21 protein-coding genes and 1 pseudogene are annotated in these 25,989 nt (G+C 73.6%); 14 read left to right on the top strand and 8 right to left on the bottom strand.

The window, feature by feature from the left end:
* Nucleotides 1-160: 160 nt before the first annotated feature.
* Nucleotides 161-778, bottom strand: a complete 618-nt coding sequence (locus tag AB0883_RS27915) for a DUF4126 domain-containing protein (RefSeq protein WP_366644282.1) — start codon at nucleotides 776-778, stop codon at nucleotides 161-163.
* A 71-nt stretch (nucleotides 779-849) separates the two neighbouring features.
* Here AB0883_RS27915 and nucS point away from each other — a divergent pair, with 71 nt between their 5' ends.
* On the top strand, nucleotides 850-1,509 hold the full coding sequence (gene nucS, locus AB0883_RS27910) for an endonuclease NucS (protein ID WP_334565082.1): 660 nt from the start codon (nucleotides 850-852) through the stop codon (nucleotides 1,507-1,509).
* Nucleotides 1,510-1,623: 114 nt separating this feature from the next.
* Here the strand turns inward: nucS and AB0883_RS27905 are convergent, their stop codons facing one another.
* A complete protein-coding gene (locus AB0883_RS27905) occupies nucleotides 1,624-2,301 on the bottom strand; it encodes a class I SAM-dependent methyltransferase (RefSeq protein WP_366644281.1) in 678 nt (225 codons plus the stop codon).
* Nucleotides 2,302-2,369: 68 nt separating this feature from the next.
* The gene (locus AB0883_RS27900; protein ID WP_121399573.1) at nucleotides 2,370-3,866 is read right to left on the bottom strand and encodes an aldehyde dehydrogenase family protein; all 1,497 of its coding nucleotides are present in this window, start codon (nucleotides 3,864-3,866) and stop codon (nucleotides 2,370-2,372) included.
* Between the two features lie 315 nt (nucleotides 3,867-4,181).
* Between AB0883_RS27900 and AB0883_RS27895 the strand changes: the two genes are divergently transcribed.
* From AB0883_RS27895 to AB0883_RS27865, 7 genes are all read left to right on the top strand, one after another.
* Complete coding sequence (locus AB0883_RS27895; RefSeq protein ID WP_366644280.1) at nucleotides 4,182-4,634, top strand: FHA domain-containing protein; 453 nt, start codon at nucleotides 4,182-4,184, stop codon at nucleotides 4,632-4,634.
* Nucleotides 4,635-4,733: 99 nt separating this feature from the next.
* Nucleotides 4,734-5,795 (top strand): alpha/beta hydrolase, encoded by a 1,062-nt coding sequence (locus tag AB0883_RS27890; RefSeq protein ID WP_366644279.1) that lies wholly within the window; start codon nucleotides 4,734-4,736, stop codon nucleotides 5,793-5,795.
* 183 nt (nucleotides 5,796-5,978) lie between these two features.
* The gene (locus AB0883_RS27885) at nucleotides 5,979-7,766 is read left to right on the top strand and encodes a 3-hydroxybutyryl-CoA dehydrogenase (RefSeq protein ID WP_366644278.1); all 1,788 of its coding nucleotides are present in this window, start codon (nucleotides 5,979-5,981) and stop codon (nucleotides 7,764-7,766) included.
* 40 nt (nucleotides 7,767-7,806) lie between these two features.
* On the top strand, nucleotides 7,807-8,301 hold the full coding sequence (locus AB0883_RS27880; RefSeq protein WP_366644277.1) for a SigE family RNA polymerase sigma factor: 495 nt from the start codon (nucleotides 7,807-7,809) through the stop codon (nucleotides 8,299-8,301).
* Entirely contained in the window at nucleotides 8,298-9,350 is a 1,053-nt protein-coding gene (locus AB0883_RS27875; protein WP_366644276.1) for a hypothetical protein, read from the top strand. The genes AB0883_RS27880 and AB0883_RS27875 overlap by 4 nt, the downstream gene beginning before the upstream one ends.
* Nucleotides 9,351-9,415: 65 nt before the next feature.
* Nucleotides 9,416-9,742, top strand: coding sequence for a hypothetical protein (locus AB0883_RS27870; protein ID WP_366644275.1), 327 nt, complete (start codon nucleotides 9,416-9,418; stop codon nucleotides 9,740-9,742).
* 66 nt (nucleotides 9,743-9,808) lie between these two features.
* A complete protein-coding gene (locus AB0883_RS27865; RefSeq protein WP_366644274.1) occupies nucleotides 9,809-10,618 on the top strand; it encodes an alpha/beta hydrolase in 810 nt (269 codons plus the stop codon).
* Nucleotides 10,619-10,696: 78 nt separating this feature from the next.
* Here the strand turns inward: AB0883_RS27865 and AB0883_RS27860 are convergent, their stop codons facing one another.
* The 5 genes from AB0883_RS27860 to mce form a co-directional block, all read right to left on the bottom strand.
* Complete coding sequence (locus tag AB0883_RS27860; protein ID WP_366644273.1) at nucleotides 10,697-11,968, bottom strand: AI-2E family transporter; 1,272 nt, start codon at nucleotides 11,966-11,968, stop codon at nucleotides 10,697-10,699.
* Between the two features lie 394 nt (nucleotides 11,969-12,362).
* Nucleotides 12,363-14,579 carry a hypothetical protein gene (locus AB0883_RS27855; protein WP_366644272.1) on the bottom strand — a complete coding sequence of 739 codons (2,217 nt, stop codon included), beginning with the start codon at nucleotides 14,577-14,579 and terminating at the stop codon, nucleotides 12,363-12,365.
* A 184-nt stretch (nucleotides 14,580-14,763) separates the two neighbouring features.
* Nucleotides 14,764-16,026 carry a cell division protein DivIVA gene (locus AB0883_RS27850; protein ID WP_366644271.1) on the bottom strand — a complete coding sequence of 421 codons (1,263 nt, stop codon included), beginning with the start codon at nucleotides 16,024-16,026 and terminating at the stop codon, nucleotides 14,764-14,766.
* Between the two features lie 288 nt (nucleotides 16,027-16,314).
* Nucleotides 16,315-17,670, bottom strand: coding sequence for a crotonyl-CoA carboxylase/reductase (gene ccrA / locus AB0883_RS27845; RefSeq protein WP_366644270.1), 1,356 nt, complete (start codon nucleotides 17,668-17,670; stop codon nucleotides 16,315-16,317).
* Nucleotides 17,671-17,955: 285 nt separating this feature from the next.
* Nucleotides 17,956-18,429 (bottom strand): methylmalonyl-CoA epimerase, encoded by a 474-nt coding sequence (gene mce, locus AB0883_RS27840; RefSeq protein WP_121399562.1) that lies wholly within the window; start codon nucleotides 18,427-18,429, stop codon nucleotides 17,956-17,958.
* 61 nt (nucleotides 18,430-18,490) lie between these two features.
* Between mce and AB0883_RS27835 the strand changes: the two genes are divergently transcribed.
* From AB0883_RS27835 to AB0883_RS27810, 6 genes and pseudogenes are all read left to right on the top strand, one after another.
* The gene (locus AB0883_RS27835; protein WP_366644269.1) at nucleotides 18,491-19,690 is read left to right on the top strand and encodes an acetyl-CoA C-acetyltransferase; all 1,200 of its coding nucleotides are present in this window, start codon (nucleotides 18,491-18,493) and stop codon (nucleotides 19,688-19,690) included.
* Between the two features lie 33 nt (nucleotides 19,691-19,723).
* Nucleotides 19,724-20,728 (top strand): methylmalonyl Co-A mutase-associated GTPase MeaB, encoded by a 1,005-nt coding sequence (gene meaB / locus AB0883_RS27830; protein ID WP_366644268.1) that lies wholly within the window; start codon nucleotides 19,724-19,726, stop codon nucleotides 20,726-20,728.
* A gap of 74 nt (nucleotides 20,729-20,802) precedes the next feature.
* Nucleotides 20,803-21,216: an Asp23/Gls24 family envelope stress response protein gene (locus AB0883_RS27825; protein ID WP_366644267.1), complete on the top strand. Its 414-nt coding sequence runs from the start codon at nucleotides 20,803-20,805 to the stop codon at nucleotides 21,214-21,216.
* Nucleotides 21,217-21,324: 108 nt separating this feature from the next.
* On the top strand, nucleotides 21,325-23,013 hold the full coding sequence (locus tag AB0883_RS27820; protein ID WP_366644266.1) for a methylmalonyl-CoA mutase family protein: 1,689 nt from the start codon (nucleotides 21,325-21,327) through the stop codon (nucleotides 23,011-23,013).
* A gap of 232 nt (nucleotides 23,014-23,245) precedes the next feature.
* Nucleotides 23,246-24,163, top strand: coding sequence for a tetratricopeptide repeat protein (locus AB0883_RS27815; protein ID WP_366644265.1), 918 nt, complete (start codon nucleotides 23,246-23,248; stop codon nucleotides 24,161-24,163).
* 87 nt (nucleotides 24,164-24,250) lie between these two features.
* Nucleotides 24,251-25,186: pseudogene (locus tag AB0883_RS27810) on the top strand (arginase family protein); the annotation flags it as partial.
* Nucleotides 25,187-25,989 lie beyond the last annotated feature (803 nt).

Here is a 25,989-nt window from a genome sequence, read left to right as displayed (position 1 = left end):
CGCAGACGGTGCAGGTGTCGGCGTACCCGGACCACTACGCCCAGTGGGAGCAGCAGGCCGCCGACCTCGTCGCCGAGCACTGGAACAGCTGACAAGAAGACATGAACGCCGCTGGCCGGCACCCCACCCGGGGTGCCGGCCAGCGGCGGGTCCGGATTCGTCAGACGCGGAAGCCGGCGGCCCGCGCCGCCTGACGCTCCCGGCGGCGGTCGGAGCGGCGTCGGACGAACCAGAAGACGAAGACGACAAGCCCGAGCAGGAACGCCAGTACCAGCACCGGCAGGACGATCGCCACCACCGACATGGCCACGCTGGTGGCGTCCTCGGCGGTGCTGGCCACGGGTGCGCCGACGCCGGCCGTGGTCGCGTTGATGACCGGTCGGGCGGCGGACTTCAACAGGTGCACGCCGAAGGCGATCACCACCCCGGTCATCACGGGGACCCACTGGTTGGACGAGAAGAAGCTACCCGGGTCGCTCACCGTCACCGTCTCCGACGACGAGCCCGCGCCGAAGGCCAGTCCGCCGGCGGTCGGCCGGACCACGGTCTGCACGACGTCGTTGACGTGGTCGACCACCGGGACCTTGTCGGCGACGACCTCGACGACCAGCAGCACCGCCAGGATCGCGATCACCCAGCCGTTGCCCAGCCACTGCCACCCGCCGGGCAGGTCGATCAGGCTGGTGTAGCGGGCCAGCAGGCCCATGGTGAGCAGGGGGACGTACGCGTTCAGCCCCGCCGAGGCGGCGAGACCGGTACCGGTGAGAACTTCGAGCACCGTCTCAGCATCGCACCGGCGCGCCAGTGCCGCTCGGTGGCGCGGGCCGGGGTCTCGGCTACCCTCGTCGGGTGCGGTTGGTCATTGCGAAGTGCTCGGTGGACTACGTCGGACGGCTCTCGGCCCATCTGCCGCCGGCCACCCGGTTGCTCATGGTGAAGGCGGACGGGTCGGTGTCGATCCACGCCGACGACCGTGCGTACAAGCCGTTGAACTGGATGAGCCCGCCCTGCCGGTTGGAGGAGGCCCCCGGCGTCTGGCGGGTCGTCAACAAGGCGGGCGAGGAACTACGGATCACCCTGGAGGAGATCTTCCAGGACACCTCGTACGAGCTGGGCGTCGATCCGGGCCTGCGCAAGGACGGTGTGGAGGCGCACCTCCAGGAGCTGCTGGCGGCCAACCCGGAGGCCCTCGGTGAGGGGTTCACGCTGATCCGCCGGGAGTACATGACGGCGATCGGCCCGGTCGACCTGCTCTGCCGGGACGCCGCGTCCGGCACCGTCGCCGTCGAGGTGAAGCGCCGGGGCGAGATCGACGGCGTGGAGCAGCTGACCCGGTACCTCGAACTGCTCAACCGCGACCCGCTGCTCGCCCCGGTCGCCGGGGTCTTCGCCGCGCAGGAGATCAAGCCGCAGGCCCGGGTGCTCGCCACGGACCGGGGCATCCGCTGCGTGGTCGTGAACTACGACAGGCTGCGCGGCATCGAGCGCGACGAGCTCACCCTCTTCTGACGGGCCGCCCGCCTGGCGCTTCGGCGCCGTCCGACGCTGCGGCCGTTGCCGGACGCGCGGGCCCGGGACCCTGCCGGCCGGCCGCCCGCCGTCGAAGGCCGGGCTCGCCGCAGGTCAGCGGGGCGGCTCCGGCGGGCCGTCCGCGAGGACGGCGATCAGCGACTTGGGCAGGCCGGCCACCCGCTCGACGAGGATCCGCGAGTCGGGGAAGTAGTGCCGCATCTGCGAGCGGTCCAGCAGTTCCGTCCAGAGCACCTGGTGCAGGGCGGCCTCGTGGCTGCGGGTCGGCTTGTGCCCGAGCGGCCAGCGGCGGGCGAACGCGGTGCGCAGCCGTACGGGAAGGAACTGCATCCCCGGCGCGATCCAGTGCGGCTCGATGGGGAAGTAGCGGTAGGGCGTCTGCACCCAGTGCCGGTCGCCGAGCCCGCGCACGGCGTCGGCGAAGCGCAGCCGCCGCTCGTGCCCCCCGACGTGCTCCAGCACGGAGTTGGAGAAGACCAGGTCGTAGCGGCGTCCGGTGATCCGGGCCGGCAGGTCGCAGGCGTCGGCCCGGTCGACCTCCGCCCACTCCGGGACGTCCGTGGGCGGTCGCTCCAGGTTGACCACGTGTACGCGTGCCGGCCGCACGTCGGCGCGGGTCCAGGTGCCGAGCCGGCCACCCAGATCGATGATGTGCATCTTCTCCAGGTCAGGGAAGGTCCGGACCAGCCAGTCGGCGCGGCGACGGCGCTGCCGGGCACTCCAGGACCGGTCACTGTCGACGAGGTGGAAGCGCAATCGATGGGGGCGCATTTAACGCAATGTACCGCTCCCACCACGTTGGACACACGCGAGGGCATTCATGATCGGTTATCCGACAGTCACCTGCCGTACATGACCTTGATGGCCTTCACGAGCCGGGCGACGTCGGCCGGCGTCCGCTCGAAGGTCGTCGAGGGCAGCAGCGACCGGGCCCGCCGCCGGGTGATGGCCTTGGCGCGACTGAACTCGCGCAGCCCGTCCTCGCCGTGGATGCGCCCGAAGCCGGAGTCGCCGACGCCGCCGAACGGCAGGGTGGACATCCCGGCGAAGGTCAGCGCCGAGTTCACCGACGCCATGCCCGAGCGCAGCCGCCGGGCGATCGCCACCGCGCGCCGCCGGCCGAAGACCGAACCCCCCAGGCCGTACGACAGGGCGTTGGCCCGGGCGACGGCCTCGTCGGCGTCGCGGACCCGGTTGATGGTCAGGGTCGGGCCGAACGTCTCCTCGCGTACGGCGGCGGAGTCCTCCGGGACGTCCACCAGCACGGTCGGCCGTACGTACGGCGGCTGCACCGCGTCGGCCCCGCCGAGTACCGCCCGGCCGCCCCGGGCCAGCGCGTCGTCGATGTGCCGGCGGATCACGTCGACCTGGCTCGGCATGGTGATCGGCCCGATGTCCGCGTCGTCCGGGCCGACGGTCAACCGGCCGGCCCGCTCGACGACCTTGCCGACGAAGGCGTCGAAGACCGGCTCGACCGCGTAGACCCGTTCGATGCCGATGCAGGTCTGGCCGGCGTTGGTCAGCGCGCCCCAGACGCACGCCTCGGCGGCGGCGTCCAGGTCGGCGTCGGCGTCGACGATCATCGCGTCCTTGCCGCCCGCCTCCAGCAGCACCGGCGTCAGCGACTCGGCGCACGCCGCCATCACCTTCCGCGCGGTGGCGGACGAGCCGGTGAAGGCCACCTTGTCCACTCCGGAACGGCAGAGCGCCGCCCCGACGTCGCCGAGCCCGTGTACCGCGGTGAACACCGGCTGCTCCGGCACCACCTCGGCGAACGTGTCGACCAGCCACTGCCCGACGACGGGGGTGTACTCGCTGGGCTTCAGCACCACCGCGTTCCCCGCCGCCAGCGCGTACGCGGCGGAGCCGATCGGGGTGAAGACGGGGTAGTTCCACGGGCCGATCACGCCGACGACGCCGTACGGCTGGTATTCGAGGTGGGCGGAGAACTCGGCCAGGACGAGCCGCGAGCGGACCCGGCGGGGGCCCAGCACCCGGCCGGCGTTGCGGGCCGCCCAGTCGACGTGCTCGACGGCGGTGACGAGTTCGACGACGGCGTCGGCGACCGGCTTGCCGCCCTCGACGTGCACCAGCTCGGCGATCTCCTCGATCCGTCGGGCGAGGAGGCTGCGCCAGCGCAGCAGCCGCTCCCTGCGCCCGCCGAAGCCGAGCCCGGCCCACCACTGTCCGGCCGCGCGGGCCCGGTCGACGGCCCGCCCCACGTCCTCCGCGGTGGCGACCGGCAGGCGTCCGGCCTCCGCGCCGGTCGCCGGGCTCGTCGACACCAGCCGACCGTCCTCGATGACCGGGGTACCCGGGACACGCACAGCCGTCATGGCGGAAGTCTAGACCCGAGGATTACTCGCCGGTAGGGCCGCGGCGGCCCGGTCCCGCCCGCCGGACCGCCCGGGTGGCGGTGGGACGGGGTGGACGAGGGTGGGCCGGACTTGTGATGATTCTTCCGCCGGAGCGCGCCGAACCGCCGAACGCGAGGTGTCCGGCCGGGGGCGCGCAGGTGACCACGCGGCGGTGGAGGGCGACTACCGTGTGATGGCAGGCTGACGCGTGGGGTGACCGCGCGGGGTGGAGGCTGACTTTCCATGGAGGAACATCCGGAACTGAGACCGTTGTTGACGGTGGCCGGTGGGGCGATGCGAGGGCTGAGTGTCCGGGTGGGCCCTGAGCGGCAGGTCATCGGCCGGGCGCCGACCGCCGACATCATGGTGCACGACGCCCACCTGAGCCGCCGGCACGCCGAGGTCTGGCTGACGGGCGAAGGCGCTGCCCTGGCGGATCTGGGTTCCACCAACGGCACCTGGCTGAACGACCGGCGGATCACCGGCGTGGAGCGGCTGGCCGACGGCGACGTGATCCGGCTCGGCCGCACCGAGCTGCGCGTCTACGACCCGGGCGTGGCGCGTACCGACCCGGTGGGCTTCAGCTTCAACGGGCCGCGCCGGGACCGCCGCCCGACCCTGCCGTTGCCGATCGCGGCCCCGGCCGCACCGGGCGTCGACGCGGTGCCGGTTCCGGCGGCCTTGTCCGCGTCGGGCGTCGACGCGGTGCCGGCGGCGGTTCCGGCGGTGTTGTCCGCGCCGTCCTGACCGGGGCCGACGGCGGATGCCGGCGCACACCTCCCGGTGGCGGAAGGTGGCGGGCCGGCCCATGGACGCGTCCGGCGCCCCCGTGGCAGCATCCGGCGGATGGAGACCGGACAGCGGCAGGTGTCGGCGAACGGGATCACCCAGGCGGTACGGGTGGCCGGGCCGCCGGACGGCGCCCCCGTACTGCTGATCCACGGCAACTGCTCGTCGGCGGCCTTCTGGGAGCCGCTGGTGCGGCGGCTGCCGGCCACCCTCCGGGTGGTCGCGCCCGACCTGCGCGGCTACGGGCTGACCGACACCGTCGGAGTGGACGCGACCCGGGGGCTGCGCGACTTCGCCGACGACGTCGCCGCGCTGCTCGACGAGCCGTCCCTCTTCGCCCCCGGCGCGCGGCCGGTGGTGGTCGGCCACTCGCTCGGCGGCGGGGTGGCCATGCGACTGCTCGTCGACCACCCCGACCGGGTGGGCGCGCTGCTGCTCGCCGCGCCGGTCTCGCCGTACGGCTACGGCGGCACCCGGGACCTGACGGGGACGCCGACCACCCCCGACTTCGCCGGCACCGGCGGCGGCACCGCCAACCGGGACTTCGTCAAGCGGCTGGCCGCCGGCGACCGGGGCGCGGACAGCCCGACCAGCCCGCGCGCCGTGCTGCGGGCCACCTACGTGGCGGACCCGGACTCGCTCGGCGACGACGAGGAGCTGCTGCTGGACAGCCTCCTGTCCACCGCGGTCGGTGACGACAACTACCCCGGTACGGCGGTGGCCTCGGCGAACTGGCCCGGCACCGCCCCGGGGCGGCGCGGCGTGCTCAACGCCCTCTCCCCGGCGCACTTCCGGGTCGCCGACGAACTGGTCGCCGTGGCCGGGAAGCCGCCGGTCACCTGGGTCCACGGGGACGCCGACGTGATCGTCTCGGACACCGCGATGATGGACCTGGCCCACCTGGGCGCACTGGGCGTGGTGCCCGGCTGGCCGGGGGAGGCGGCCTGCCCCGCGCAGCCGATGGTGGCGCAGACCCGGGCGGTGCTGGAGCGTTACGCGGCGGCCGGCGGGGCGTACCGCGAGGTGCTGCTGCCCGGCTGCGGGCACAGCCCGCACCTGGAGCGGCCGGCCGAGTTCGTCGCCGAGCTGCTGAGGCTCACCGACGCGGCGGGCTGCTGAGGCTCACCGACGCGGCGAGCCGACCGGCGGTGAGCCGACGACCCCGCCGGGCGGCGCGCGCAGCCCCGCTGGGCTCGTGAAATTTCCCACGGCGCCTCGACAACTCAGCGTCACGTGGCAGACTCGCGCGCATAACCTTAATGGTCGTTAACGCGGCCGTGCGGAGCATTGAGGAGGCTGGTCGTGGCGCGTGATTTCACCAGCGTGGGCGTTGTGGGTCTGGGCACCATGGGTGCCGGCATCGTCGAGGTATTCGCGCGCAACGGGGTCGACGTCGTCGCGGTGGAGGTCTCCGAGGACGCGCTGGAACGCGGCCGGGCCATCCTCACCGGGTCGACGGACCGGGCCGTGGTCAAGGGCAAGCTCGCCGAGGCCGACCGGGACGCGCTGCTGAGCCGCGTACGGTTCGCCGTCGGGCTGGACGCGCTGCACTCGGTGGACCTGGTCATCGAGGCGGTGCCCGAGCACCTGGACCTCAAGCAGCGGATCTTCGCCGAGCTGGACCGGGTCTGCAAGCCCGAGGCGATCCTGGCCACCAACACCTCGTCGCTCAGCGTCACCGAGATCTCCGTCGCCACCAGCCGGCCCCACCAGGTGATCGGCATCCACTTCTTCAACCCGGCCCCGGTGATGAAGCTGGTCGAGGTGGTCCGGACGGTGGTCACCTCCGCCGACGTGGTCGCCGACGTGGAGGCGCTCTGCAAGCGGCTGGGCAAGGTCGACGTCACCATCAGCGACCGGGCCGGCTTCATCGCCAACGCGCTGCTCTTCGGCTACCTCAACCACGCCGTCGGCATGTTCGAGTCGCACTACGCCACCCGCGAGGACATCGACGCGGCCATGAAGCTCGGCTGCGGCCTGCCGATGGGCCCGCTGGCGCTGATGGACCTGATCGGCCTGGACACCGCGTACGAGATCCTGGACACCATGTACCGGCGCGGCGGGCGCGACCGCCGGCACGCCCCGGTGCCGCTGATCAAGCAGATGGTCACCGCCGGGCTCCTCGGCCGCAAGTCCGGCCGGGGCTTCTACACCTACGAGCGGCCGGGCTCCCCGGTCGTCGTACCCGACGAGCAGACGCCGGTGGCGTCGGAGGCCGCGCTCGGCGGCGCCGCCGCGATCGCGAAGGTCGGCGTCGTCGGCTCCGGGACGATGGCCACCGGCATCATCGAGGTCTTCGCGAAGGCCGGCTACGAGGTCGTCTCGGTGACCCGGGGCGCGGAGAAGTCCGCCAAGGTCTTCGAGGCGGTCAAGACCTCGCTCAACAAGGGTGTGGTGCGCGGCAAGCTCGGCGAGGCCGACCGGGACGCCGCGCTCGGCCGGATCAACTGGTCGGCCACCCTGGACCACCTCGCCGACGTCGACCTCGTCGTCGAGGCGGTGGTCGAGGAGCTGAGCGTCAAGAAGGCCCTCTTCGCCAGCCTCGACGAGATCTGCAAGCCGGGCGTCGTGCTCGCCACCACCACCTCCTCGCTGCCGGTGATCGACGTCGCGATGGCCACCCAGCGGCCCGCCGACGTGGTCGGGCTGCACTTCTTCAACCCGGCGCCGGTCATGCCGCTGGTCGAGGTCGTGGAGACCATCCGCACCTCGGCGGAGACCACCGCCACCGCCCGCGCGGTCTGTGCCGCGCTGGGCAAGACGGGCGTCGTCTGCGGCGACCGGTCCGGCTTCATCGTCAACGCGCTGCTCTTCCCGTACCTCAACGACGCGGTGAAGATGCTGGAGGCGAGCTACTCCACCGCCGACGACATCGACCACGCGATGAAGCTGGGCTGCGGCTACCCGATGGGCCCGTTCGAGCTGCTCGACGTGGTCGGCCTGGACGTCTCGCTGGCCATCCAGCGCGAGCTCTACCTGGAGCTGCGCGAGCCGGGCTTCGCGCCCGCGCCGCTGCTGGAGCACCTCGTCACGGCCGGCTACCTTGGCCGCAAGAGCGGCCGCGGCTTCCGCGACCACACCCGTCGCTGAACGGGTAAACAACTCGGGCCGGTGACGGCGTCTGGGTGGTGTGACCTTCGAGGAGTACGTCGGCAGCCGAGGCCCCGCCCTGATGCGGCTGGCCCGGCTGCTGACGGGGGACGAGCACCGGGCCGAGGACCTCACCCAGGACGTCCTGGCCCGCGCGTACGTGCACTGGCGGAGGATCGCCAGGGCGGACCGGCCGGACGTGTACGTGCGCCGGATGCTGGTCAACGCCAACAACTCCTGGTGGCGCCGGCGCACGAACCGCGAACTGGCCGTAGCCGACTTCGCGGAACGCCCGCAGCGCGGCGACCTGAGCGGCGAGACGGCCGACCGGGACGCGATGTGGCGGCTCGTCTTCGCGCTGCCGGTCCGCCAGCGGGCGGTGCTCGTGCTGCGCTACTACGAGGACCTCGACGACGCGACCATCGCCCAGATCCTCGGCTGCTCGCCGGTCACCGTCCGTACCCATGGCATGCGGGCGCTCACAAATCTCCGGGAGCGCTGCGGCGTCCCGACGACGAACGGGAGCCGACCGTGACCGACCTCGACCAGCGGATCGTACGGACGCTCCGGGAGCGCGCCGAGGGAACGGTCGACACGGACCGGCTCACCGCGCGGGCGGTGGCCCGGGGGCGCGCCCGTCGCCGACGCCGCCGCATCGGCGCGGGCAGCGCGCTGGGGGTGGTGGCCCTGCTCGGGTTCGCCGGCGCCGGCGCTCTCGGGCCGGTGCCCGGACCACGGTGGCCGGGCGCCGAGCCGGCGGTCGCCGTCGCCGCGCCGGCCCCGGTGCACGGGGTACCCGGCGCCGCCGCCCAGCCCGACCTTGTCGGCAGCGACCCGCATCTGCTGCACTTCTCGGTCGACCCGGCCCGGGCCCGCTGGCTCACCTGGCGGTCCGTCGCCGGGGCGGAGGGCGCCCGCCTCGATCTCGGCGGTGGCCGGCAGGTCGCGTTCGACCTTGCCCGGACAGCCGAGGCGGTGGAGGACATGCGCCACGAGGGAATGACCTACCCGGCCGGGCCGGCGGGCGCCGACGCCTTCGACGGCCAGGTGCGGCAGGTGCCCTCGCCCGGGCCCGGCGCGCAGCCCGGGTGGTTCCTGCGCTGGCAGCCGGTCCCCGGGCTGTACGCGCGGGTCCACACGGTGGCCGACGACGGTTCGGTGCTGCGGGCGGCACGGTCGGCGCTGCGCCTCGACGCGGTGCACCGGTGCGCGTCCCCGCTGCGGCTGGGCGTGCTGCCGCCGGACGCCGGGCTCGCGGGCTGTGAGGTGAACGCGATCGGCTTTCCGGATTCGCTCGACGTCCTGCTGCGCGTCACCCGGCCCGGGGAGCGCTGGATGCAGGTGCGGTTGCAGTACCACAGCGAGATAGTTGGCAGCCGCGACGAAGGCAACCGGACGATCGGCGACCGGGCGGCCTATCTCTACCCGAAGGGGGACGAGCTGGAGCTGCTCGGCTTCCCGAAGGCGCACCTGACGGCTCGCTTCGGCTGGCCGAGCCAGGGCTTCACCGAGGCGGACGCCGCCGTCGTGCTGGGCGGGGCGCAGGTCGCCCCGGACCTCACCGACCCGCGAACCTGGGACTGACCGGAGTCGGGGGCCGCCCGCCCGCCCCGGGTCGGCCCGGCAGCCGGCACGTACGCTTGGCAAGCGTGAGCCCCCGTCGCAACCGACCCCGCCGCGATGACGCCGCGCACCTCGACTCCGACCGGGTCCGCCAGGGCGTCGCCTCGGTGCAGCAGTGGCGCGACGGCGACTGGCAGGTACGCGGGATTAGCGGCGGCGCCTCCACCAAGACGTACCGCTGTCCGGGCTGCGACCAGGAGATCCGGCCCGGGATGGCGCACCTGGTGGCGTGGCCGGCGGACGGGCGGGGCGACCTGACCGACCGGCGGCACTGGCACAGCGGATGCTGGCGGGCCCGGGACCGGCGCGGACCCGTCGTCCAGCGCGGCCGGGGCGCTCCCCGCTACGGCTGAGCGATCTGGATCACGCTGTTTCCGCCCCGCCCGGCGGTTCCCGGCCGCACCGGCGAGACTGGTGGGGTGAGCACACCGATCCGCGCGTCCTCCATCCTGCCCGGGCACCGCGAGGACATCGAGCTGCACACCGCGGACGGCCTGCGGCTGGTCGGCGAGCTGGCCCGGCCGCTGGACCGTGAGCCGGTGGGCACCCTCGTCTGCCTGCACCCGCTGCCGACGCACGGCGGGATGATGGACAGCCACGTGTTCCGCAAGGCGGCGTGGCGGCTGCCGGCCCTGGCCGACCTGGCGGTGCTCCGCTTCAACACCCGGGGGACCAGCAGCCTGCGCGGCACCAGCGAGGGGGCCTTCGACAACGCGGTCGGCGAGCGCTTCGACGTCGCCGCCGCCATCGAGTACGCCGAGTTCCACGAACTGCCGAACGTCTGGCTCCTCGGCTGGTCGTTCGGCACCGACCTGACCCTCAAGTACGGCTGCGACCCGGCCGTCGTCGGGGCGATCCTGCTCTCCCCGCCGCTGCGCTTCTCCGCTTCGGCGGACCTGGAGCACTGGGCGGAGTCCGGCAAGCCACTGACCGCGCTGGTGCCCGAGTTCGACGACTACCTGCGCCCCGACGAGGCCCGGGAGCGCTTCGCGGCGGTGCCGCAGGCCGAGGTGGTCGGGGTGCCCGGCGCTAAGCACCTCTGGGTCGGCGACTCCGAGACCGTGCTGGACGAGGTGGTGCGCCGGGTCAACCCGGCCGCCGCCGTGCCGCTGCCGACCACCTGGGACGGCCCGATGGAGACCGGCGACGTCAGCGCGTACGCCGACCGCACGGTGGCCTCCTTCGCGGACCGCCCGGTGCCCGGCCCGCCCGCCGGCCAGGCCGGCTGACGCACCCTCCGCCCCGCGCTCCCGTCGCGGACCCGACCGGCCGGTCCACCGTGACCGGCCGGGCCGGGCCGGGTGGGGTCAGCGGGACTCCTGCCGGGGCAGGACCACCTCCCGCAGGATGAGCTGGAGCGCGGCCACCGCCGGGATCGCGATCAGCGCGCCCACCACCCCCAGCAGGGAGACCCCGAGCAGGGCGGCCACCAGGGCGGCCACCTCGTTGACCGACACCGACCGGCGCATGATCTTGGGATAGATCAGGTAGTTCTCCACCTGCTGGTAGATCAGGAAGAACACCGCACAGGCGATGCCGATGGGCAGGTCCGTGGCGAAACCGACCAGGCTGACGATCACCGCGCCCAGGGTCGCCCCGATCTGCGGGATCAGGTCCGTCACCGCGACCACCACGGCCAGCGCGAACGGGTACGGCAGCCCGACGATCAGCGCGAACACGTACGTGGAGATCCCGGCCAGCACCGCGATGCTGAGCGCGCCGACCATGTACGCGCCCACCTTGGTCAGGATCTCGTCCCCGATGAGCTGCACCCGCTCCCGGCGCGAGCGGGGCACCAGCGAGTAGCCCAGGTCGCGCAGCCGGTCGAAGTAGGCCAGGAAGTAGATGGTCAGCACCAGCACGGTCAGCCCCCGGAAGACGGTGCCGAAGACCAACTGGGCGCCGCCGAGCACCCCGCCGAGGGCCTGCCCGACCGTGTTCGCGTTCGCCGCGTTCTGCACCCGCTCCATCAGGTCGTACCGGACCACCAGGTCGTTGACCGTCTCGTTGCGGCGCAACGCCTCCAGGTAGCTCGGCAGCTGCTCGATGAACTGCCCGCTCTGGGTGACGATCGGCGGCACCAGGGCGAACACGCCACCGCAGAGCAGCAGCACGACCGTCAGCGCGACCACCGCCACGGCGATCCCGTGCGGCAGCCCCCAGGACCGCAGCCGGACCACCGCGGGATGCAGGCCGACGGCGAGGAAGAGCGCGATGACCACCAGGACCAGGATGCCGGCCGCGTTGCGCAGGCCCAGATAGAGGGCGTACGCGAGCAGCACCCCGGCCGCGCCGGTGAAGCCGACCAGGAAGCTGCTGCGCTTCAGCGGCCGCCCCGGCGTGCCGAACCGGCCCGATCCGTTCGCCGCCGGCCCGCCGCCGCCCGTCGTGCCTGCCGTGCCTGTCGTCCTGTCGGCCTGTTCGGGAGCGGTGGCGTGCCCGGGCGAGGTGGCGTGCTCCGGCGAGGTGGCGTGTTCGGGAGCGGTGGTGTGCTCCGGCTTCCGGCTCCTGTCGCCCGGTCCCGGGGTGCCGTCGGGCTCCCGGTCGCCGCTCGACGCCGTCGGTCCGTCGTCTGCCATCGGACCTCCCTGATCGACTCCCGCCGGACGGCCCGGTCACGGCTCACGTCGGCGGATCCCACCCGGGAGCGTACGCCGCGAACCCGACCCGACCGTGTCACCCGGCCCGACCCGACCGACTCGGCCGTGCCACCGGGACCTGGCCGTGCCACCCGGACCTGGCCGTGCCACCGGGACCTGGCCGTGCCACCGGGACCCTGGCCGTGCCACCCGGACCCGGACGTGTCGCCGGGCCCGACCGCGCCATCGGGACCGCCCACCGCCGCCCTCCGCGCCCCTGGAGGCGGGCAGGTCCGAGTCCTGAGATCTTGGAACGGGACCGCCCCTGGAGGGGCCCGATTCTTCCAAGATCTGCCAGGCGACCAAGCGACCAGGCGCCCGGGCGGTGGAGCGGTCAGTCCTTTTCGACGACGACCTTGCTCGGCTTGGCGCTGCGCTCGTCGGTGGTCGGCTTCGCCGGGCGCTTGCCGTTCTCGCCGGTGCTGGTGATCTTCGTCGGGGTGGCGTCCCGGCCCCCTTCGCCGGGCACCGCCGCCACGGTCGGCTCCCCGTCCACGCCGGCACTGGCCGTGCCCCCGTCGACGGTGGTCACGGTGGCCTTGCCGATGGCCGGCTGCCCGGCGTCGGCCGGCTCGATCCGGCCCTTGGCCGGCTGCCCGGCGTCCTCCGGCTCCACCTTGCCGGCGGCGGGCTTGCCGCCCGAGGGGGACGCGGCCGCCGCGGAGCCCGTCGCCCCGCCCGCGCCGACCGGGGCCTTGTCCGGGGAGCCCGCTCCCGCCGGGGTCTTGTCCGCCGTGCCCGCGCCCGCAGTGCCAGCGCCCGCCGGGGCGGGGTGGCCGGCCTTGTCGGCCGGGGACTTGTCCGCGTCGGGGCGGGGCCTGCCGCCGTTCGCCTTGGCCGGCGTCGGCTTGGCATCCGCCACCACCGGGGCGACGGCGCCGTCCGTCCCGCCCGGCCGGTCGGCCGCGCCGAGCAGGCCCAACCGCAGCTCCGCCACCTGCCGCTGGAGTTCGTCGGACTCCTGCCGGGACTTCCAGGTCTCCTGCCGCAGGTCGGCCAGCTCCTGCTGGGCCTGGGCGATCTCCAGCATCACCTGGGCGAGCTGCTGACGGCTGGCGGCGGCCTCCTGCTGCGTGGCGGCGAGGTGCTGCTGGGTGGTGGCCAGGTGCTGCTGCGTCGTGGCCGCGTACTCCTCGAACTGCCGGCGCGACGTCGCCACGTGCTCGTCGGCCTTGCGGCGCTTGTCGGCCGCCTCCGACTCGGCCCGGCCGAGCAGCGCCGCGGCCTCCTCCTCTGCCTGCCGGCGCATCGTCAGCGCGTCCTGCTCGGCGGCCTGGCGGACGGCGGCGGCACCCTGCTCGATCTCGTTCTTCCGGGCGGTGTACTCCGCCTCCAGCGTGGCGCGACGCGCCTCGAACCCGGACTCCAGCTCGTCGTGCCGGCTCGTGTGCTGCTTCTCCAGCTCGGCGAGCCGGGTCTTGTACTGCTGTTCCAGCTCCTCGCGGCGCTTGGTGAACTCCTGCTCGGCCGCCGCGCGGCGCTGGGTCAGCTCGCGGTCCGCGGCCTCGCGCCGGCTGTTGACCTCCTGCTCCACCCCGGCCCGCCAGGCGCCGAGCTCCTGCTGCGTCTGGGCCCGGGAGTGCTGCACGTACGCCTCGGTCTCGGTGCGCATCCGCTGCACGTACGCCTCGGTCTCGGCGCGGTTGCGCTTGGCCGTCTCGGCCGCCTGGGTGGTCAGCCGCTCCGCCTCCTGGCGGGCCTTCTCCCGGGTGGCCCGGCCGGCGTCGGCGGCGTCGTCGATGATCTGCTTGGCGTCGCGCTGCGCCTTGGCGTGGGTGGCCCGGCCCGCCTCGGTGGCCTGGTCGACCAGGCGCCTGGACTCCTGCTGGGCCTTGGCGTGCACCTCCTTGGCGGCCTCGCGCAGCTGGGTGGCCTCCTGCTGGGCCTTGGCGTGCACCTCCTTGGCGGCCTCGCGCAGCTTCGTCGCCTCCTGCTGGGCCCGCTGGTGGATCTCCTTGGCGGCGTCCCGCAGCTGGGTGGCCTCCTGCTGGGCCTTCGCCAGCGCCTCCTGGGCGGCCTTGCGGAGCCGGGCGGCCTCGTCCCTGGCCGTCCGGACGGCGGCGTCCGCCTCGGCCTTGCGGGCGGCGGTGTGCCGCTCCTCCTCCGTCCGGCGGGCGGCCAGCGCGATCTCGAAGTCCTTGAGGGCGGTGGCGGCCTGCTCGCGGGCGTCCTCGACGATGTGCTCGGCGGCGGCCCGGCGAGCCTCGATCTCCTCGTTGGCGGCGACCAGGATCGCGTCGGCCTGCTCTTCGGCGAGGGTGAGGATCTGCTCCACCCGCGGGCCGAGGTGCCGGTAGGAGACGTTCTCGAGCGCCCCGGACGACTTGCGCGCCTGGGCGAGGTCGCGTTGGAGCACCTCGACCTGGCCGGCCAGCTTGTGGATCTGTGTGTAGGCCTGTTCCCGCTCGGCCGCCAGGGCCGCGATCTCGTGCTCCGCGCGAGCGACGTACCGGTCGACCTGTCGTTTCTCGTACCCCCGCAGAGCGGACTCGAAGCTGGGCTCCGTGGTCACGTCCCCGCCGAGAGCGAACAGTTCCTCGCCGTGCGACATGCCCCCATCCTCACACGCATCCCGTCCGGCTGGGGCGATACGGACGCCCCGGATAGGACCTACTTCACTACTGACACGCCCGGGCAATTCGCTTTACGGGAAAACGCATACGGCGCGGGGCGCACCGGTCACCCGGTGTCACCCCGCGCCGCGGATCATGCCCCGGTCGGGTGGGTCGGTTGGGTCAGTTGGCGGTCTCCGCGGACACCCGCTCGTCGGCGTTGTCGGCCTTCTTCGCCTCCGGCTTGGCCTGTGCGGCCGGCGGCTGGGCGGGCACGCCCGGCACGATGCCGGCGAGGCCGGAGAGCATCTGGCCGAGCTGCGAGGTGACGGCGTCCTTCTGCCGGGTGAGGTCCTCGACCTCGCGGCGGGCCGCCTGGGTGGTCAGCTCGGCCTCGGTGCGCGCCTCGGTGAGCAGGCGGTTGGCCTCGGCCTTCGCCTCGGTGAGCGTCTTGTCGGCCAGCGCCTTGGCCTTGTCGACGGTCTCGTTGGCGGTGCGCTCCGACTCGACCCGGCGGGCCTCGGCGCGCTGCTCGATCTCCTTGGCCCGCTCCTGCGCGGCGTGCGCCCGCTGCTCGGCCTCGCCGACCAGCTTCTGGGTCTGGGCCACCTGCGCGGCGTGCCGCTCGGACTCCTCGCGCTCGGCCTTCTCCCGGCGCTCGGCGAGCTGGAGCTCCAGGGCCTGGAGGTCCTTGTCGCGCTTGTCGCGCGCGTCGGTGAGCAGCTTGGTCGCCTCGGCGCGCTTCTCCTCGGCCTCGCGGGCGGCCTTCGCCCGCTGCTGGGTGATCTCCCGCTCGGCGGTGGCCCGCAGGGTGGCGACCTCGCGCTCGACGGTGGACTTCAGCTCGGCGACCTCGTGGGCGGTGACCGTGCGCAGCTGCTTGGTCTCCCGGTCGGCGTCGGCGCGCAGCGTGTCGGCCTCGCGCCGGGCCTGGACGCGGACCTCGGCGGCCTCGCGCTCGGCGGCGGTGCGGACGCTGCCCGCCTCCCGCTCGGCGTTGGCCTTCATGGCCGCCGCCTCGGCGCGCGCCTTGTCGGTGATCTCGCGCGCCTCGAGGCGGGCGGCGGAGAGGATGCCCTCCGACTCCCGCTTGGCCTCGTTGCGGTGGTCGTTGGCCTGCTCCTCGGCCAGCCGGAGGATCTGCTCGACGCGGGTGCCGAGGCCCGAGAGGGTGGGCCGGCTGTTCTCCTCGAGCTGCTTGTTGGTGTCGGCGAGCTTCTGCTCCAGCGCGCTCATGCGCTGCTCGGCCTGGCGCAGGCGGCGCTGGGCGTCGTTCATCCGCTGCTCGGCCTCGGCGCGGGCCTGCTCGGACTGGGTCAGCGCGGCCGTCATCCGGCCGATGAAGTCATCGACCTGGTGGGTGTTGTAGCCGCGCAGGCCAACGGTGAAATCGGGCTGCGAGTTCGCGTTATCGAAGAACGCAAGAGGGGAGGACTGCTGGGGCATTGGGACATACTCGCAGACCCCCCAGGGTGCTTCGCAAGAGCGGTGCCGAGCTTTCGTGTCCTCTTTACATGGTCAACTGCGGGTCCGCAGATGGCCGGACAGATCGCCGATCTTGGCAGGTCCCGGGCGGGTCGGACGGCACGGAGCGTGACATCGGAAAAGGGCCGCGGGAGCACCCCGCGGCCCTTTGTCGTGTCATGGCGCGGGTCACTCGAATGAGCGTCCGACGCCCCGGCGGAAAGGCAATCGCCGTTCACCGCAATGGTCGACGGCGCCTCATCCGTCGGGTCAGTGACCGCGGAACCGGTTGATCGCGTCCTCGTGCCGGGAGCGCAGCTCGCGGTCGCGTACGCCGAGCCCGTCCGACGGGGCGAGGCAGCGGACGCCGACCTTGCCCTGGTGCGCGTTGCGGTGCACCTCGTACGCGGCCTGGCCGGTCTGCTCCAGCGCGTAGGTCCTCGACACGGTGGGGTGGACCTTGCCCAGCGCCACCAGCCGGTTGGCCTCCCACGCCTCGCGGTAGTTGGCGAAGTGGCTGCCGACGATCCGCTTCAGGTGCATCCAGAGGTAGCGGTTGTCGTACTGGTGCACGAAGCCGCTGGTGGAGGCGCAGGTGACGATGGTGCCGCCCTTCTTGGCCACGTAGACACTGGCGCCGAAGGTCTCCCGGCCGGGGTGCTCGAAGACGATGTCCGGGTCCTCGCCGCCGGTCAGCTCGCGGATGCGCTCGCCGAAGCGGCGCCACTCGTCCTGGTCCTGGGTCTGCTCGTCCTTCCAGAAGCGGAAGCCCTCGGCGGTGCGGTCGATCACCAGCTCGGCGCCCATCTTCCGGCACAGCTCCGCCTTCTCCGGCGAGGAGACCACGCAGACCGGGATCGCGCCGCCGTTGAGCGCCATCTGGGTGGCGTAGCCGCCCAGGCCGCCGGAGGCGCCCCAGATCAGCACCACGTCGCCCTGCTTCATGTTCGCCCCGTGGTGCGACACCAGCTGCCGGTACGCCGTCGAGTTGACCAGCCCCGGGCTGGCCGCCTCCTCCCAGCTCAGGTGGCGTGGCTTGGGCATCAGCTGGTTGGCCTTGACCACGCACAGCTCGGCGAGGCCGCCGAAGTTGGTCTCGAAGCCCCAGATCCGCTGCTGCGGATCCAGCATGGTGTCGTCGTGCCCGGCCGCGTCCTCCAGCTCGACGGAGAGGCAGTGCGCGACGACCTCGTCGCCGGCCTTCCACCTGGTCACGCCGGACCCGGTGCGCAGCACCACGCCGGCCGCGTCCGAGCCCACCACGTGGTACGGCAGGTCGTGCCGGCGGGTCAGCTCGGAGATCCGGCCGTAGCGCTGGAGGAACCTGAAGGTCGGCAGCGGCTCGAAGATGCTGGTCCAGACCGTGTTGTAGTTGATCGCGCTCGCCATCACCGCGACCAGCGCCTCGCCCGGCCCCAGCTCCGGCGTCGGCACCTCCTGCACGTGCAGCGCCTTGCGCGGGTCCTTGTCCCGGGTGGCCAGGCCGTCGAACATCCGGGTCTCGTCGGCGCGCACCACGACGCCGCGGTACGACTCGGGCACCGGCAGGCCGGCGATTCCGGCGAGCTCCCGTTCCGGTTGGTCGGATCCCTCCGCCGCCATGATCGCTTCGAGGATGTCCTGCACGTCGACCTCCCGTTCGTCCGCACCCAGCCCACGCGGGCCCGGGTGCTGTCATCGTCGGCGTCGGTGCGGCCCGCCGCCATGTCGGTGTCCGACACATCCGGTACCGGCCGCGCTCCTGTGGGGCGGGACGTTACTGAACAGTAGGTAGGGCCGGAAGTCTCTGTGAAAAACTGCATTGGCCGATGCGTGGTGCTGTCCGGGCGGCGGTGGAACCACGCACCGGCGCGCTCGGCGGGGGGAGTGGGATCCGGCCCCCGCCCGGTCGGCGGGGGCCGGAGGTGGGGGTCAGTGCCCGGCGGCGGGCTCGACGAGTTCGACCAGCACCCCGCCGGCGTCCTTCGGGTGGACGAAGTTGACCCGCGAGTTCGCGGTGCCGCGCTTGGGGGTGTCGTAGAGCAGCTTCACGCCCCGCTCGCGCAGCTTCGCGCAGGCGGCGTCGATGTCCTCGACGGTGTACGCCACCTGCTGCACGCCCGGGCCCTTCTTGTCGAGGAACTTGGCGATGGTCGACTCCGGGGTCAGCGGGGCGAGCAGCTGCACGCAGCCGCCCTCGGCGTCCGGGCCGACGGCCAGCATCGCCTCGCGTACGCCCTGTTCGGCGTTCACCTCGGTGTGCACGCAGCGCATTCCGAAGGTGCGCTGGTAGAAGTCGATCGCGGCGTCCAGGTCGGCGACGGCGACCCCGACGTGGTCGATGCGGCGCAGGCCGATGTCTGTGACATAGTCGGCAGCGGTCTCGACGGGGGAGTTCTCAGCCATGGCGTTAGTCTGACCGAACAATCGTTAAGGCGTACAGGTCGGCACCCCCTCGGAGGCAGGCATGGCTTCGGTGATCGTCAGCGGCGCGCGGACCCCGATGGGGCGCCTGCTGGGCAACCTCAAGGACCTCCCGGCGACCAGACTCGGCGGCGTGGCGATCAAGGCGGCGCTGGAGCGCGCCGGCGTCGCCCCCGACCAGGTCCAGTACGTGATCATGGGGCAGGTGCTCCAGGCCGGTGCCGGGCAGATCCCGGCCCGCCAGGCGGCGGTGGAGGCCGGCATCCCGATGTCCGTGCCGGCGCTGACCGTCAACAAGGTCTGCCTCTCCGGCCTGGACGCGATCGCCCTGGCCGACCAGCTGATCCGCGCCGGCGAGTTCGACATCGTCGTCGCCGGCGGCATGGAGTCGATGACCAACGCCCCGCACCTGCTGCTCGGCCAGCGCGGCGGCTACAAGTACGGCGACGTGGTGGTCAAGGACCACATGGCGCTCGACGGGCTCACCGACGCCTGGGACAGCTGCGCGATGGGCGAGTCCACCGAGCGGCACAACGCACGGCACGGCATCACCCGCGAGGAGCAGGACGCGTTCGCCGCGGCCAGCCACCAGCGGGCCGCCGCCGCGCAGAAGAACGGCCACTTCGCCGACGAGATCACCCCGGTGGTCATCCCGCAGCGCAAGGGCGACCCGCTGGTGATCAGCGAGGACGAGGGGATCCGCCCGGACACCACCGTCGAGTCGCTGGCGAAGCTGCGCCCGGCGTTCGCCAAGGACGGCACGATCACCGCCGGCACCTCCTCGCCGATCTCCGACGGCGCCGCCGCGGTGGTCGTCATGAGCAAGGCCAAGGCCAAGGAGCTGGGGCTGACCTGGCTGGCCGAGATCGGCGCGCACGGCAACGTCGCGGGCCCGGACAACTCCCTGCACTCGCAGCCGTCCAACGCGATCCAGCACGCGCTCAAGAAGGGCGGGCTCGGCATCGAGGACCTGGACCTCATCGAGATCAACGAGGCGTTCGCCCAGGTCGGCATCCAGTCCACCCGTGACCTCGGGGTCAGCCCGGACAAGGTCAACGTCAACGGCGGGGCGATCGCGCTGGGCCACCCCATCGGCATGTCCGGCGCCCGGCTGGTGCTCACCCTCGCGCTGGAGCTCAAGCGCCGGGGCGGCGGCACGGGCGCGGCGGCGCTCTGCGGCGGCGGCGGCCAGGGCGACGCTCTGATCATCCACGTCCCGGCCCCCGGCGAGAGCGGTCACTGACCGCCGGCCGGCCGATCCCGTAGAGGCAGCACAGTGAGCGAGATCGTCGACGACGTCCCGGCGGCGGGCGCACCCCCGGTGCGCCGCAGCCGGGACGTGCCGATGCTGGTCGAGCGGGCCCGCGCGGGTGATCCCCGCGCGGTGGCCCGGCTGATCACCCTGGTCGAGTCCGGCGACGAGACGCTGCCGCGGATCGCGGCGGCCCTCGCGCCGTACGCCGGCCAGGCCCAGGTGGTCGGGCTGACCGGCTCGCCCGGGGTGGGCAAGTCGACCACCACCAACGAGCTGGTCCGGGCGCTGCGCGCCCGCGGTCACCGGGTGGGCGTGCTGGCCATCGACCCGTCCAGCCCGTTCACCGGCGGGGCGATCCTCGGCGACCGGGTCCGGATGCAGGACCACGCCACCGACCCGGGGGTCTACATCCGGTCGATGTCGAGCCGGGGCCACCTGGGCGGGCTGTCGGCGGCCACGCCGCAGGCGGTGCGGGTGCTGGAGGGCGCCGGCTGCGACGTGGTGCTGGTGGAGACCGTGGGCGTCGGGCAGGCCGAGGTGGAGGTCGCCTCGCTTGCCGACACCACGCTGGTGCTGCTCGCCCCGGGCATGGGTGACGCGATCCAGGCGGTCAAGGCCGGCATCCTGGAGATCGCCGACGTCTTCGTGGTCAACAAGGCCGACCGGGACGGCGCCGACGCCACGTACCGCGACATCCAGGGCATGATCGCCCTGGGCGAGCGCGGCCCGGGCCAGTGGCGGCCGCAGGTGGTGCGCGCGATCGCCTCCCGGGGCGAGGGGATCGACGACATCGCCGCCGCCATCGACAAGCACCGTGGCTGGCTGGTCGAGCACGGCGAGCTGCGCCGCCGCCAGGAGACGCGGGCCGCCGCCGAGGTCGAGGCGATCGCGCTGGGCGTGCTCCGCGCCCGGATCGGCTCCCTGCGCGACGGTACGGAGCTGCCGGCGCTCGCCGCGAAGGTGGCCGAGGGCGCCCTCGACCCGTACGCGGCGGCCGACGAGCTGCTCGCCCAGCTCGGCTCCTGAGGGACCCTCCGAGCTAGTACGCTCGCACCGCTCCACGGTCGGCGTGGGGCGGTGCGCGGCGGAGTGGGGAGACGATGGGCGACGAGGCGACGCAGGAGCTGTCGGTGACGCCGGACGCGGTGCCGGGCGGGACGACGCTCGTCTCCGACGAGGTGGTGGAGAAGATCGCGGTGGCCGCCGCGCGGTCCGTGCCCGGAGTGGTCGAGCTGGGCGGGGACGTGGCCCGGTTCTTCAACGCGGTGCTCGACAAGGTCGGGCTCGACCAGGTCGGCGACGCCCGGCGCGGCTGCTCGGCCCACGTCACGAACGGCGCGGCGGTGGTCAACCTGGTCATCGTGATCGAGGCCGGCCACGCGGTGCCAGAGGTGACCGCCGAGGTCCGGGCGCAGGTCGCCGGGGCGGTCGAGGCGTACGGGCTGCGGGTCGACGAGGTCAACATCAGGGTCGACGACGTGGCCCTGGGCGGTTCCGCCGCGCCCGTCGCGTGACGCGCCCGGCGGCGCAGGTTACCTGCCGGTACGAACTTACTTAGCGATCGTTCAGGTCTGGGCTCTACACTCGCAGTGCAGTCGAGGACTCGAGGAGGAGCCCCGCCGATGAACGCCGACGAGATCGCCGCCGGACGGGCGCGCTGGCAGGCCCGCTACGACGCCGCGCGCAAGCGGGACGCCGACTTCACCACGCTCTCCGGGATGCCCGTCGACCCGGTCTACGGGCCGCCGGAGGGTGTCGCCTACCCGGGCTTCGAGCGCATCGGCTGGCCGGGCGAGTACCCGTACACCCGGGGCCTCTACCCGACCGGCTACCGCGGGCGGACCTGGACGATCCGGCAGTTCGCCGGCTTCGGCAACGCGCAGCAGACCAACGAGCGCTACAAGATGATCCTGGGCGCCGGCGGCGGGGGCCTCTCCGTCGCCTTCGACATGCCCACGCTGATGGGCCGGGACTCCGACGACCCGCAGGCGCTCGGCGAGGTGGGGCACTGCGGCGTCGCCATCGACACCGCCGCCGACATGGAGGCCCTCTTCGACGGCATCGACCTGGCCGGGGTCACCACGTCGATGACCATCTCCGGGCCGGCCGTGCCGGTGTTCTGCATGTACCTGGTGGCCGCCGAGCGGCAGGGCGCCGACCTGTCCAAGCTGGACGGCACGCTGCAGACGGACATCTTCAAGGAGTACATCGCGCAGAAGGAGTGGCTCTTCGACCCGGAGCCGCACCTGCGCCTGATCGGCGACCTGATGGAGTACTGCGCCCGGGAGATCCCGCGCTACAAGCCGCTCTCGGTCTCCGGCTACCACATCCGCGAGGCCGGCTCGACCGCCGCGCAGGAGCTGGCGTACACCCTCGCCGACGGGTTCGGCTACGTCGAGCTGGGGCTCTCCCGGGGTCTGGACGTCAACGTCTTCGCGCCCGGCCTGAGCTTCTTCTTCGACTCGCACGTCGACTTCTTCGAGGAGATCGCCAAGTTCCGGGCCGCCCGCCGGATCTGGGCCCGCTGGCTGCGCGACGTCTACGGCGCGACCAGCGAGAAGGCGCTCTGGCTGCGGTTCCACACGCAGACCGCCGGGGTGTCGCTGACCGCCCAGCAGCCGGTCAACAACGTGGTGCGTACCGCCGTGGAGGCACTCGCGGCGGTGCTCGGCGGCACCAACTCGCTGCACACCAACGCCCTGGACGAGACCCTGGCGCTGCCCACCGACGAGTCCGCCGAGATCGCCCTGCGTACCCAGCAGGTGCTGATGGAGGAGACCGGGGTGACAAACGTGGCGGACCCGCTGGGCGGGTCCTGGTACGTCGAGGCGCTCACCGACAAGATCGAGGCCGAGGCGGAGGAGATCTTCGCCCGGATCCGGCAGCTCGGTGGGGAGGGCCCGCACCAGATCGGCCCGATGACCTCCGGCATCCTGCGCGGCATCGAGGACGGCTGGTTCACCGGCCACATCGCCGAGTCCGCCTTCGTCTACCAGCAGGCGCTGGAGAAGGGCGACAAGCGGATCGTCGGCGTCAACTGCCACACCGGCACGGTCGCCAAGGACCTGGAGATCCTGCGCATCTCGCACGAGGTGGAGCTGGAGCAGCGCCGGGTGCTGGCCGAGCGGAAGGCCGGCCGCGACGAGACCGCCGTCAAGGCCGCGATCGAGCGGATGGTCGCCGTCGGCCGGACCGACGGCAACATGATCCCGGCCATGCTGGACGCCGTACGCGCGGAGGCCACCCTCGGCGAGATCTGCGACGCCCTGCGCGCCGAGTGGGGCGTCTACCGCGAACCCGCCCGCTTCTGACCCGTTCCCCGACCCGATCCCGCATCCGCGATCCCGCACCCCGTGTCCCGGCGGACGCCGCGACAGGCCCCGTACCGAGGACCGTGGGTGCGGGATCGAGGCGTGCCGGGCGGGGTGGTCGGGCAGGGGCGCGGGCACGGGGCGGGGAAGGGCGGGAGCAGCCGTGACAGTCGCAACTGTCGCCGTCGCGGTTGATCTGAGTTCGGCGGGTCGCGTGCGAGACTAGGTAACCATGAGCGACCCACGGATCACCTCGTCGATCTTCACCCGCGGCGCGGTCGACCTCAGCGCGCTGCGCACCCCCGCACCGGCCCCCGCCCGCCCCGCCACCCCGGCACAGTCCGCCCCCTCCGCCGAGTTTCCCGGCAGCGCCGGTGGCGGCGTCGCCGTCATCGACGTGAGCGAGGCGACATTCCAGTCCGAGGTTCTCGAGCGCTCGCTCACCACACCGGTGATCGTGGACTTCTGGGCCGAGTGGTGCGAGCCGTGCAAGCAGCTGAGCCCCGTGCTGGAGCGGTTGGCCGCCGAGGGCGGCGGCGCCTGGGTGCTCGCCAAGGTCGACGTGGACGCCAACCCGCGGATCGCCCAGATGTTCCGCGTACAGGGCATCCCGATGGTCTACGCGGTGGTCGGCGGCCAGCCGATCGACGCCTTCTCCGGAGTGGTGCCCGAGGCGCAGCTTCGGCAGTGGATCCAGGCGGTACTCAAGGCCGGTGGCGTGAGCGTCGCCGAGCCGGAGGACCCGCGCCTCGACGAGGCCGACGACGCCCTGATGAGCGGCGACCTCGACGCGGCCGAGCGGGCGTACCGCAAGATCCTCGCCGAGTCGCCCGCGGACGCCGCGGCGGAGGCGGGCCTCGCCCAGGTCGGGCTCGCCCGCCGGGTGGCCGGGGCCGACCCTGGCGCGGCGATCGCCGCCGCCCAGGCGAACCCCGACGACGTCGAGGCCCAGCTCCTGGCCGCCGACATCGAGGTGCTCAGCGGTCAGGCCGAGGCGGCGTACGCCCGCCTGGTGGGCCTGGTCCGCCGCACCGCCGGTGACGAGCGGGAGAAGGTACGCCAGCACCTGGTCAGCCTCTTCACGGTCGCCGGCCCGGAGGACCCCGCGGTCGCCTCGGCGCGCCGAGCCCTCGCCAGCGCCCTGTTCTGAGCACCACGCCCTGTTTGTGAGCACATAGCACGCCAGCGCGGGCCGGCGTTCCGGCCGGCCCGCCCGACACCTCGAGGACGGGAGCCCATGATGCGCCGGATCGCCGTCCTCGACGCGCCCAGCAACCTCGGCCTGCGCCCACCCACGTCCACCTCGGTCCCCGGCTGCGGCAAGGCCCCGGGCGCGCTGCGCGACCAGGGGCTGCTCGCCCGGCTGCGGGCCCGCGACGCCGGCTGCCTCACCGCGCCCCGCTACGACCCCGGCGACTGGCGACCGGGTGACGGGGTCTGCCACGCCCGGGAGATCGCCGACTACTCGGTGGCGCTCGCGGAGCGGATCGGCGCCATCATCGACCGCAGCGAGTTCCCGCTGGTGCTCGGCGGCGACTGCTCCATCCTGCTCGGCTCGGCACTGGCCATGCACCGGCTCGGCGAGGCGGTCGGCGGGCGCATCGGGCTGGTCTTCGTCGACGGCCACTCCGACTTCCGGCACCCCGGCAACGCCTCCTACGTGGGCGCGGCGGCCGGCGAGGACCTCGCGCTGGTCACCGGGCGGGGGCAGGCCGACCTGGCCGCGATCGAGGGGCGCCGGCCGTACTTCCGGGACATCGACGTGGTGGTGCTCGGCATCCGGGCGCAGGACGAGTACCGCCTGGACCTCCAAGCCGCCGGGATCACCACCCGGCCGGTGCCGGCGCTGCGTGCCGAGGGCGCCGCGCGTACGGCCCAGTGGGCGCACGAGCAGCTCGCCGACTGCGCCGGCTACTGGGTGCACATCGACGTGGACGTGCTGGACCCGGCCGTGATGCCGGCCGTCGACGCCCCCGACCCGGGCGGCATCGCCTTCGCCGAGCTGGAGATCCTGCTCGCCGGCCTCGTCGACACCCCGCACTGCCTCGGCGTCGAGCTGACCGTCTTCGACCCCGACTACGACCCGGACGGCGCGTACGCGGCCGAGATCGTCAACACCGTGGTGGCCGGGCTGCGTCCGGTCTCCGCGCCGACGGCGTCGCCGCCCCGACTGCTGCCGGGCCCGTCGGCGTCGGCCGCCTCGTCCGGGCCGTCCCGGTCGGCCGCCCCCACCAGGCCCTCCGCGTCCGCCGCCCCGACCGTGCCGTCGCCGTCTGCCGCCCCGACCGTGCCGTCTGCCACCCCCGGCGTGCCCTCGGCGTCTGCCGCTTCGGCCGCGCCGCCGGCGTCTGCCGCCCCCGGCGGCTTCTCGGCGTCTGCCGAGTCGGCCGTGCCCCCGGTCTGGGCCGTGCCCTCGGCGCGGGGGAGCAACGGCCGCCCCGAGGTCCCGGTCATGCATTCGTCGGCCTCCGCCCCGGCTCCCGTTCCCGCCCCCGTTCCAGGAAGCGACGGCGACGACCGGCACCCGGGCGGCGGCGAGGAGCGTGCGGAGGATGCTCCGCCAGCCCCGCTCCGGCCGCTCGGGCCGGTGGCCCCGGTCGCAGTCGCCTCCGACGGGCCTACCGTGCCGGAACCCGTCGGCCCGCCCGCCTCCGCCGGCCCGGGCCTGCTGCGCCGGGCGCCGCTCGCGGGCCTGGACGCGGGCGACCCGCTGCCCGCGCCGGAGGACGGCACCTCGTCGTCCGCCGCCGGCATCGCCTGACTCCCTGTCGAGCTGCCCCGTCTGTGCGCCCACCTGCCGATCCGTCGTGGCGGGCGGGGCTGGTGGCATGTGTCCGGGGTGGTCGGGGCAGGGGCGATCGAGGTAGGGCCGGTGCGCCTGTCGGGTCCGATCCGGGCGGCCGGTGGTATCCGGGGCCACCGGTGGAACGTCATGGCTGTCACCGACGGGGTTTGACACCCGTGACGTTCCACCGG

The sequence above is a fragment of the Micromonospora sp. NPDC047812 genome, assembly GCF_040704175.1.
Lineage (GTDB): Bacteria > Actinomycetota > Actinomycetes > Mycobacteriales > Micromonosporaceae > Micromonospora.
This window is presented reverse-complemented; position numbering and strand designations above follow the sequence as displayed.

Excerpts from the sequence above, each read along its gene's own strand:
- AB0883_RS27905 (WP_366644281.1), bottom strand. The coding sequence starts at position 2,301 with ATGCGCCCCCATCGATTGCGCTTCCACCTCGTCGACAGTGACCGGTCC.
- AB0883_RS27900 (WP_121399573.1), bottom strand. The coding sequence starts at position 3,866 with ATGACGGCTGTGCGTGTCCCGGGTACCCCGGTCATCGAGGACGGTCGG.
- AB0883_RS27895 (WP_366644280.1), top strand. The coding sequence starts at position 4,182 with ATGCGAGGGCTGAGTGTCCGGGTGGGCCCTGAGCGGCAGGTCATCGGC.
- AB0883_RS27890 (WP_366644279.1), top strand. The coding sequence starts at position 4,734 with ATGGAGACCGGACAGCGGCAGGTGTCGGCGAACGGGATCACCCAGGCG.
- AB0883_RS27860 (WP_366644273.1), bottom strand. The coding sequence starts at position 11,968 with ATGGCAGACGACGGACCGACGGCGTCGAGCGGCGACCGGGAGCCCGAC.
- AB0883_RS27855 (WP_366644272.1), bottom strand. The coding sequence starts at position 14,579 with ATGTCGCACGGCGAGGAACTGTTCGCTCTCGGCGGGGACGTGACCACG.
- AB0883_RS27850 (WP_366644271.1), bottom strand. The coding sequence starts at position 16,026 with ATGCCCCAGCAGTCCTCCCCTCTTGCGTTCTTCGATAACGCGAACTCG.
- mce (WP_121399562.1), bottom strand. The coding sequence starts at position 18,429 with ATGGCTGAGAACTCCCCCGTCGAGACCGCTGCCGACTATGTCACAGAC.
- AB0883_RS27835 (WP_366644269.1), top strand. The coding sequence starts at position 18,491 with ATGGCTTCGGTGATCGTCAGCGGCGCGCGGACCCCGATGGGGCGCCTG.
- AB0883_RS27825 (WP_366644267.1), top strand. The coding sequence starts at position 20,803 with ATGGGCGACGAGGCGACGCAGGAGCTGTCGGTGACGCCGGACGCGGTG.
- AB0883_RS27820 (WP_366644266.1), top strand. The coding sequence starts at position 21,325 with ATGAACGCCGACGAGATCGCCGCCGGACGGGCGCGCTGGCAGGCCCGC.
- AB0883_RS27815 (WP_366644265.1), top strand. The coding sequence starts at position 23,246 with ATGAGCGACCCACGGATCACCTCGTCGATCTTCACCCGCGGCGCGGTC.